General features: G+C 74.1%; 9 protein-coding genes and 1 pseudogene. 2 read left to right on the top strand and 8 right to left on the bottom strand.

From position 1 onward, the window contains the following. The 4 genes from RYN42_RS18485 to hisC form a co-directional block, all read right to left on the bottom strand. Positions 1-394 (bottom strand): biotin/lipoyl-containing protein (locus RYN42_RS18485; protein ID WP_315098544.1); only part of this gene is annotated, 394 nt, incomplete at its 3' end. An 11-nt stretch (positions 395-405) separates the two neighbouring features. Next, positions 406-1,392, bottom strand: a complete 987-nt coding sequence (locus tag RYN42_RS18480; protein ID WP_315098541.1) for an alpha-ketoacid dehydrogenase subunit beta — start codon at positions 1,390-1,392, stop codon at positions 406-408. Continuing rightward, the gene (gene pdhA / locus RYN42_RS18475; RefSeq protein WP_315098538.1) at positions 1,389-2,522 is read right to left on the bottom strand and encodes a pyruvate dehydrogenase (acetyl-transferring) E1 component subunit alpha; all 1,134 of its coding nucleotides are present in this window, start codon (positions 2,520-2,522) and stop codon (positions 1,389-1,391) included. The genes RYN42_RS18480 and pdhA overlap by 4 nt, the downstream gene beginning before the upstream one ends. Before the next feature lie 155 nt (positions 2,523-2,677). After that, positions 2,678-3,745, bottom strand: coding sequence for a histidinol-phosphate transaminase (hisC, locus tag RYN42_RS18470; RefSeq protein WP_399552537.1), 1,068 nt, complete (start codon positions 3,743-3,745; stop codon positions 2,678-2,680). Positions 3,746-3,829: 84 nt separating this feature from the next. Between hisC and RYN42_RS18465 the strand changes: the two genes are divergently transcribed. After that, positions 3,830-4,240: a phage holin family protein gene (locus RYN42_RS18465; protein WP_315098533.1), complete on the top strand. Its 411-nt coding sequence runs from the start codon at positions 3,830-3,832 to the stop codon at positions 4,238-4,240. On the opposite strand, the gene RYN42_RS18460 is transcribed toward RYN42_RS18465, so the two are convergent. Both RYN42_RS18460 and RYN42_RS18455 read right to left on the bottom strand, forming a co-directional pair. Continuing rightward, positions 4,230-5,723 (bottom strand): hypothetical protein, encoded by a 1,494-nt coding sequence (locus RYN42_RS18460; protein ID WP_315098530.1) that lies wholly within the window; start codon positions 5,721-5,723, stop codon positions 4,230-4,232. The genes RYN42_RS18465 and RYN42_RS18460 overlap by 11 nt on opposite strands. Then, on the bottom strand, positions 5,720-5,950 hold the full coding sequence (locus tag RYN42_RS18455; protein WP_315098527.1) for a hypothetical protein: 231 nt from the start codon (positions 5,948-5,950) through the stop codon (positions 5,720-5,722). Before RYN42_RS18455 ends, RYN42_RS18460 begins: the two co-directional genes overlap by 4 nt. A gap of 103 nt (positions 5,951-6,053) precedes the next feature. Here RYN42_RS18455 and RYN42_RS18450 point away from each other — a divergent pair, with 103 nt between their 5' ends. Continuing rightward, positions 6,054-7,184, top strand: a complete 1,131-nt coding sequence (locus RYN42_RS18450; protein ID WP_315098523.1) for an acyltransferase — start codon at positions 6,054-6,056, stop codon at positions 7,182-7,184. Here the strand turns inward: RYN42_RS18450 and RYN42_RS18445 are convergent. Beyond that, a complete protein-coding gene (locus RYN42_RS18445; protein WP_315098520.1) occupies positions 7,181-7,696 on the bottom strand; it encodes a hypothetical protein in 516 nt (171 codons plus the stop codon). The genes RYN42_RS18450 and RYN42_RS18445 overlap by 4 nt on opposite strands. Beyond that, positions 7,693-8,076: pseudogene (locus RYN42_RS18440) on the bottom strand (DUF58 domain-containing protein); the annotation flags it as partial. The pseudogene RYN42_RS18440 and the gene RYN42_RS18445, both read right to left, overlap by 4 nt.

The following is an 8,076-nucleotide window of genomic DNA, read 5'->3' as shown; positions in this document are numbered from 1 at the left end:
GTGCAGGTACCCGGCCCGCCTGGGCCGCCGCGATCTCGTCGGCACCCCCGGGCTCCACGCCCGCGTGCCGGTTCCCGCCGCCGCGGTGACCGTGCTCGATGGCACCCCCCGCGGGCGCGGGCGGCTCCTCCGCGGGCGCCGCACCGGACGGGTCCGTGTCGACCTCGATGATGGGCGTCCCCACGTCGACGGTCTGCCCCGGCTCGACCAGCAGGCGCGTCACGACGCCGGCCCACGGGCTCGGCAGGTCCACCAGCGACTTCGCGGTCTCGATCTCGACGATCGTCTGGTTCACCTCGACCGTGTCGCCGACCGCCACGTGCCACGCGACGATCTCGGCCTCGGTCAGGCCCTCGCCCGCGTCCGGGAGCGGGAACTGCTGGAACGTCGGCACGGGGTGTCTCCTCAGAAGGCCAGCGAGCGGTCGACCGCGTCGAGCACGCGGTCCAGCCCGGGCAGGTAGTCGTGCTCGATCTTGGCCACGGGGTACGGCGTGTGGAACCCGCCCACCCGCAGCACGGGTGCCTGCAGGTGGTAGAAGCACTCCTCGGTGATGCGCGCGGCCACCTCGGCGCCCGTGCCGTAGAGGACGGGCGCCTCGTGCACCACGACGCAGCGGCCCGTGCGCCTGACCGACGCCGCGACCGTGGCCGCGTCGAGCGGGGACAGCGTGCGCAGGTCGACGACCTCGATGCTCGTGCCCTCGGCCGCGGCGGTCTCGGCGGCCTTGAGCGCGGTCTGCACGGTCGGGCCGTAGGCGACGAGCGTGAGGTCCGTCCCCTCGCGCAGCACGCGCGCCGTGTCGAGCGCCGGGTGGGGGGGGTCCACCGCGCCGTCGAGGTCGACGTCGCCCTTCTCCCAGTAGCGACCCTTGGGCTCGAAGAAGAGGACCGGGTCCGGCGACGCGATCGCCTGCTGGATCATCGCGAACGCGTCGGCCGGGCTGGACGGGCTGATCACCCGCAGGCCCGCCGTGTGCGCGAACAGCGCCTCGGGCGACTCGCTGTGGTGCTCGACCGCGCCGATGCCGCCGCCGTAGGGCACGCGGATGACGACGGGGAGGGTCAGCCGGCCTTGCGACCGGTAGTGCATCTTGGCCAGCTGGGTGGTGATCTGGTCGAACGCCGGGAAGATGAACCCATCGAACTGGATCTCGCACACCGGCCGGTACCCGCGGAGCGCCAGGCCGATCGCGGTCCCCACGATGCCCGACTCCGCCAGGGGCGTGTCGACGACGCGGTCCTGCCCGAAGTCCTTCTGCAGGCCGTCGGTCACCCGGAACACCCCGCCGAGCGCCCCGATGTCCTCGCCCATGAGCAGCACCTTCGGGCTCTGCTCGAGCGCCTTGCGCAGGCCCAGGTTGATCGCCTTGGCGAACGTGATCGTGGTCATCGGTGGCTCCCCTCGCCCTCGAGGAACGCGGACTCGTAGGCCTCGAACCACACCCGCTCGGACTCGACGATCGCGTGGGGCGTGGCATAGACGTGCTCGAACATCGACGCCGCGGACGGACGGCCCATCCCGCGGACCGCGGTCCGGATGCGCTCGCCGAGCGCGTCACCCTCGGCAGCCAGCGCGTCGACGAAGTCCTGCGGCAGCTCCCCGCGGTCCTCCAGGTGCAGCCGGAGCCGGTCGATCGGGTCCCGCTGGCGCCAGTACTCCTCCTCAGCGGCCGAGCGGTACCGGCTCGGGTCGTCGGAGGTGGTGTGCGCGCCCATCCGGTACGTGAACGCCTCGATGAACGTCGGGCCGCCGCCGGAGCGCGCCCGCTCGAGCGCCTCGGCGGTGACCGCGTACGTGGCGAGCACGTCGTTGCCGTCCACCCGCACGCTGGGCACGCCGAAGCCGGGACCGCGGTCCGCCAGCGGCACCCGCGACTGCCGGCTGGTGGGCTCGGAGATGGCCCACTGGTTGTTCTGGCAGAAGAAGACGACCGGGGCGTTGTTCACCGCGGCGAAGACGAGGGCCTCGCTCACGTCGCCCTGCGAGGTGGACCCGTCACCGAAGTACGTGACGACCGCCGCGTCCCGTGCCGGGTCGCCCGTGCCGACCGCGCCGTCGCGCTGCAGGCCCATCGCGTAGCCGGTGGCGTGCAGCGTGTGCGAGCCGATGACCAGCGTGTAGAGGTGGAAACCGAACGCCGTCGGGTCCCAGCCGCCGTGGTCGATGCCCCGGAACAGCCGCAGCACGTCCGCCAGGTCGACGCCGCGCGTGTGCGCCACCCCGTGCTCGCGGTAGCTGGGGAACACCTGGTCCTGCGGGGCCAGCGCGCGGCCGGAGCCGATCTGCGCGGCCTCCTGGCCGAGGCTCTGCGCGAAGAGGGCCAGCTCGCCCTGGCGCTGGAGCGACGTCGCCTCGTTGTCGAACCGCCGCACCAGCACCATGTCCCGGTACAGGCCGCGCAGGGCGTCGGCGTCGAGGTGGGCGATGCGGGGGTCGTAGTCGGGATGGGCCGTGCGCCGACCTGCGGGGGTCAGCAGCTGGACGAGACCGTCGTCGGTCAGGGGGCCGTTCGGGACCACGCGGTTCTCCTTCGCGAGCAGCGGCGGGTGGCTGCCTCCGGGGGCGGTGACGAACCTACGTCAGCGTAGGCTACGGCACCGTAGGTTCCGCGAGCCAGACCCCGACAAGCCTCGCCGCACGTCCTTGTGGACTGTCTACACCCGGCGCCCGACGCTCAGCGAGCCAGCCACTCCGCGGTGATCTCGAGCAGCAGGTCGGTCGCCTCGGGCTCCCCGACGCTCACCCGGACGCCGTCGCCCTGGAACGGCCGGACGAGCACCCCGGCGCGGCCCGAGCGCTCCGCGAAGGCCGACGACTGGTCGCCGAGCGCGAGCCACACGAAGTTGGCCTCGCTGTCCGGCACGGTCCAGCCCTGGCGGCGCAGCCCCGTGAGCAGGCGGGACCGTTCCGCCACGATGGCGTCGACCCTGGTCATGAGCTCGGGGGTCGCGCGCAGCGACGCGAGCGCCGCCAGCTGGCCGACGTGGGACACCCCGAACGGCGTCGACGCGGCACGGATGCCCGCCGCGAGCCGGGGCCGCGCGACCGCATAGCCCACCCGGAGGCCGGCCAGCCCGTACGCCTTGGAGAAGGTGCGCAGCAGGACCACGTTCGGGTGGTCGGCGAACGCGGCGAGGCCGTCGGCCACCTCCGGGTCGCGGACGAACTCCACGTACGCCTCGTCGAGCACCACGAGCACGTCCTTGGGGACGGCGGCCAGGAACGTGGCCAGCTCGGCGGCGCGGACGGCGGGACCGGTCGGGTTGTTGGGCGTGCACACCAGCACGGCCCGGGTCCGTGGGGTGATCGCCGCGGCCATCGCCTCGAGGTCGAGCCGGCCGTCGTCGGTCACCGGCACCCGGACGCCGTCCGCGCCGGCCAGCGTCACCGCGATCGGGTAGGCCTCGAACGAGCGCCACGGCACCACCACCTCGTCTCCGGGCTGGCAGACCGCGGTGAGCACGTGCCCGAGCACCGCGACCGAGCCGCAGCCGGCCACCACGTTCTCGGCGGACACCCCCAGCGACGCGGCGATCGCCTCGGTCAGCTCCGTCGCGTACATGTCCGGGTACCGGTTGACGTCCTCGGCCGCGTCGGAGATGGCCACCACGACCGACGGCAGGGGCGGGAACGGGTTCTCGTTGGACGACAGCTTGAACGCCGCGGCGCCGACCGGGACGCGTGCCCCCGGGACGTAGGGCGGCAGGTCTGCCAGGGCCGGACGCAGGGGGACGCGGGTCACGGGGCTCAGCATGCCACCGCGCGCGACGGGTCCCACGGTGCCGACGTCCTACCCGTGGGCGCCGGCCGGTGGCAGGATCGACGCATGGCCTTCCTCGTGCGCGTGCTCATCAACGGCGTCGCCATCTGGTTGGCGACGCTGATCCTGCCGGGGCTCGAGATCGTCGGCGCCGAGGGCACGCCCCAGACCGTCGGCATCCTGCTGCTCGTCGCTCTGGTGTTCGGGCTGGTCAACGCGATCGTCAAGCCGATCGTCGCGCTCCTGTCCATCCCGCTCTACGTCCTCACGCTCGGCCTGTTCACCATCGTGGTCAACGCGCTCATGCTCATGCTCACGGCGTGGATCACGGAGGCGACCGACTGGGGTCTGCGGATCGACAACTTCGGCACCGCCTGCCTCGGCGCCCTGATCATCTCGGTGGTCAGCCTCGTCCTGTCGGTGCTCCTCCCCGGCGACCGCACGCGCCGCTCGTCGTCCCGCGAGCTCAGCCGCTAGGTGCACTGACCCGCGGCGGCTGCGTGGCCACGAGTACCGGGTCCCGCGTCGACACGAACTGCCGCGTGACGCCCGTGGTCCCGGGCGGACCCAGGACCTCCTCGACGGCGGCGTCGAACCCGCGCATGCCGGGGCTGCCCGCCAGCTCGCGATCGCCCACGTCCGCCGTCTCGACGTAGAGGTCGATCGCATGCGCCTGGACCAGACCGGGCACCGGCGGCCCGCCCGTCGCGTCGAGGTCCCGGGTCACGACCGTCACCCGGCCGCTCGCCAGGTCCGGCGTGCCGTCCAGCTGCGGGACACCGTCCGCCTCGTGGCGGTAGTGCCGCACCTGCACACCGGCCGGCGCCGCTCGGGGCAGGTCCGGGGCGCCCGCCGTCGCGATGGCCCGCACCGAGTAGGTGCCCCCGACGGCCGCAGCGACCGACACGGCGGCCATGCCGCCCAGGCTGTGACCGGCGAGCATGACCGGCTCGTCCGGCCCGATCCCCGCCAACCGCATGGCGCCCAGGACTGCCTCCGTCACGTCGTCGGTCAGCCCGGCCAGCAGCCGGAGGTCGGTGGTCAGGTCCATCGGGGTCACGTCGTTGGGCAGCCAGCTCTGCGTGCCCGGGATCTCGACGACCCACGCGCGCGTGCCGTCGGGGTGGGTCAGCTGCTGGACCGAGACCACGCCCTTCGGTGTCCCGGCGAGGCCGGTCTGCGTGCCGTCCTGGTACGAGCGGCCCACGTTGGCCAGCACGGCGGCCGCGGTGCGCGGTACGGGCAGCTGCGGCGGGTTCGCCCTCGCCAGCAGCGCCGTGGGACCGGCCGGAGGCAGAGCACCGGCCAGGAGCCTCGCGGCGTCGGGCACCGGGTTCAGGGTCGGTACCTGGCGCCCCGGCGCCGAGGAGCGCAGGAACGCGGCGGCGGCGAGGATGCCCAGCTCCGCCCGGCCGTCCGTCGTGAGCCGGCCGGGCAGCTCCCCCGCGCCCCGGATCAGCACCGGCAGCAGCGGGTCGGGCCTGCGCAGGAGCAGCGTCCGGCCGACGCTGCCCGCGACGACGCTGCCTGCCACGGCGACGCCGAGCACGATCCCCGCCGCTCCGACCGCAGCTGCTGCGACGGGCTGCTCCCCCAGGGAGCCCGCCGCGGTGACCACCCCGACGCGCATCGCCGTGCGCGCCATCGACTCGGCGTCCGCGTAGAGCTCGATCACCCGACGCAGCGCGGCGGACAGCTGCCGCAGGTGCTCGGCGACACGCGCCGGGGAGTCCCGGCCCTGGCGGGCGGTCCACAAGGCCTCCTGACCGGCCAGGCCCGCCCGGGTGGCAGGGCCGACGGCCTGGAACCCGCGCAGCAGCAGCCAGGCCGCCGAGTCGAGCCGGTCGGCCGCGCGCGCCAGCAACCCGCACGCGAAGGCCAGCTCCTCGAGGTCCACCACGGTCGGCCCCGGACCACCGGCGACGCGGTACCCGCTCGACCACTCGGTGGCGCTGCTCACCAGCCCTCCGAGGCGTCGAGGTCGGCGGCGGCGACCGGTTGCACCGCGTGCTCGATCGCGATCCTGGCCCGACGGACCCGGTCCTGCGCCTCGTCGAGCGCCGCGCGGAACCGGTCGGCGGCCTCGGACCTCCACTCCGTCTGCGCGGCGCCGCGCAGCGTGCGGGTGGCAGCCTCCACCTCGTCCAGCGCCTGCAGCACGTGCGGCAGTCCGCCCTCAGCTCTCATGGGCAGGACCGTAGGCAGCGACAGCCGTCCCCGGACGACCGCGTGTGCACGGCGAGGGCTGTGGGCGGCTCGATCGGGTCGCGCACCGGTAAGGTCTCGCACCGTGTCGGACCACGAGCCCCGGAGCGGTGACGCCGCGGCTGTCGTCGCGCCCACCACGGACGTCGTCAAGACGCGGCGGGTGTACAGCCTGCAGTGGCTGCGGTTCGTGGCGGCTCTCGCCGTGGTGGTCTACCACGCAGCGGTCTACCAGTCGCTCATGCTCCCGACCGCGTGGGCCGTGCAGTACGTGCCCGGCTGGCTCGGCGCCGTCGGGGTGTCGCTGTTCTTCGCGCTCTCCGGCTACCTGATGTCGTCGGCGATGCAGCGGTACGACGCCCCGCAGTTCCTCCTGCACCGCCTCGTCCGGATCTACCCGCCCTTCTTCGTCGTGGTCGCCCTCGTGCTCGTCGCCGCGATCTGGTCGCCCATCAAGCCACCGGTGGACGGCTTCGCGCTCTCACTGCTGCCCTACGGAGGGGGCACGTACCCGCTCGGTGTCGAGTGGACGCTGGTGTTCGAGATCGCGTTCTACGTCTTCGTGGCGGTGCTCATCGTCCTGCGGCGCGAGCGCAGCGCGGCCTCCGTGCTGGTGGCCTGGCTCGGACTCGTCCTCGTGCACAACGTCGTGTGGCCCGACGACCCGAGCATCGTCGTCTTCCCGGCGCACGACCTCCCGTTCGTCGGCGTGACCACGGGCTTCGCGTTCGGCATGCTGCTGCCGCTCGTGCTCCGGACGTGGGCGCCGCACCCGGTCGTGGCGCTGATCGTCGCCACCGCGCTGTGGCAGTACGGGAGCTCCCAGGGCATCACCGGCGGTCGGTGGGGCCTCGGCCTCGGCAGCGCGCTGGTGGTCCTGTCCCTCGCCCGGTTCCAGGGCTGGCAGCCGGTGTTCGGCGACACCCCGGTCGGGCGGCTGGGCAACCGGCTCGGCAACTACAGCTACATGCTGTACCTGGTGCACGTGCCCGTCATCCGCACGCTCTACGCCACCGTCCCCGGCATCGGCTACAACCGGGTGGTCGCGGTCGCGCTGGTCGCCGCGGTGCTGGCGAGCATCCCCCTCGGCGAGCTCGACGTGCGGATGTACCGCCGCCTCAAGGCGCGGGTCGACGCCTCGAGCCCGACCGTCCGCACCGTCCTGGCGGGCGCCTTCGTCCTCGCGTTCGCCGTGTCGGTGGTCGTCTTCTTCTAGGCGGACGGCCGCGGCAGCAGCACGGCCGCGGCGACGATGGCCGCCACCAGCGCGACGGCCCGCCACAGGTCGCCCTGCGCGGTACCGACCAGCAGCATCGCGACCACGGCGAGCACCTGCGCCCCCGCCTGCACCACCGCCAGCTGGCGCAGCCCGACCAGCAGCACCGCGAGCTCGGTCCGCGTCCGCCACGACGTCCGCGCGGCGACCGCACCCGCCCACACGGTCAGGTGCACCAGCAGGACCAGCGCCATCACCACGCCCAGGCTGGGCGCGTCCCCCACGAGCAGCCGTGTCCCCGCCACCAGGGCCACGAGAGCCGCCAGGCCCAGGCCGGGGAGCAGGACCGTGCCGACGACGAGGGCGGCCAGCACGACGACGACCGCCGCGTGCGGCTGGGGTCCGGAACCGGCGAACGCCACGACGAGCGTCACGGCGCACAGGGCACCGAGGACCGCGCGCAGGATCGGCGCCGAGACGGGCCGGACCAGCTCGAGGGTCACCTCGCTCATCGGGACGCACCTGCCCGCCGCTGCGCCCGCCGCGCCAGGGACGCGAGCGCGATGTGTGGCTGGTCGCGCCACGTCACCAGCTCGACGTCGAGGTCCGCCAGCTCGGCCAGCCGGTCCTCGCGGGCCATCCGGATCAGCCGCAGCGCCAGCCGCTCGCGGTCCCCGAGCCGCTGGTCGCGCAGGGTCGGCAGCACGTCGACGGCGATCACGCGGTGCCCGGCACGGCGCCAAACGGACGCCACCAGGGCGGCCTCGTCGTCGAGGAACGTGGAGAAGAGCAGCACGAGCGCGCCCGACGGGATCTGCGGGGCGCGCAGCCGGCGCAGCGGGTCGCCCTCGGGCCGGGTCAGGGCCAGCGCGTGCCGGATGCGGTCCAGCTG

This window comes from uncultured Cellulomonas sp. (assembly GCF_963527515.1).
GTDB lineage: Bacteria > Actinomycetota > Actinomycetes > Actinomycetales > Cellulomonadaceae > Cellulomonas.
Note: the sequence above shows the minus strand (reverse complement) of the source record. Positions and strands in the feature narration are given on the sequence as shown.

Excerpts from the sequence above, each read along its gene's own strand:
- RYN42_RS18445 (WP_315098520.1), bottom strand. The coding sequence starts at position 7,696 with ATGAGCGAGGTGACCCTCGAGCTGGTCCGGCCCGTCTCGGCGCCGATC.
- RYN42_RS18465 (WP_315098533.1), top strand. The coding sequence starts at position 3,830 with ATGGCCTTCCTCGTGCGCGTGCTCATCAACGGCGTCGCCATCTGGTTG.
- RYN42_RS18480 (WP_315098541.1), bottom strand. The coding sequence starts at position 1,392 with ATGACCACGATCACGTTCGCCAAGGCGATCAACCTGGGCCTGCGCAAG.
- RYN42_RS18455 (WP_315098527.1), bottom strand. The coding sequence starts at position 5,950 with ATGAGAGCTGAGGGCGGACTGCCGCACGTGCTGCAGGCGCTGGACGAG.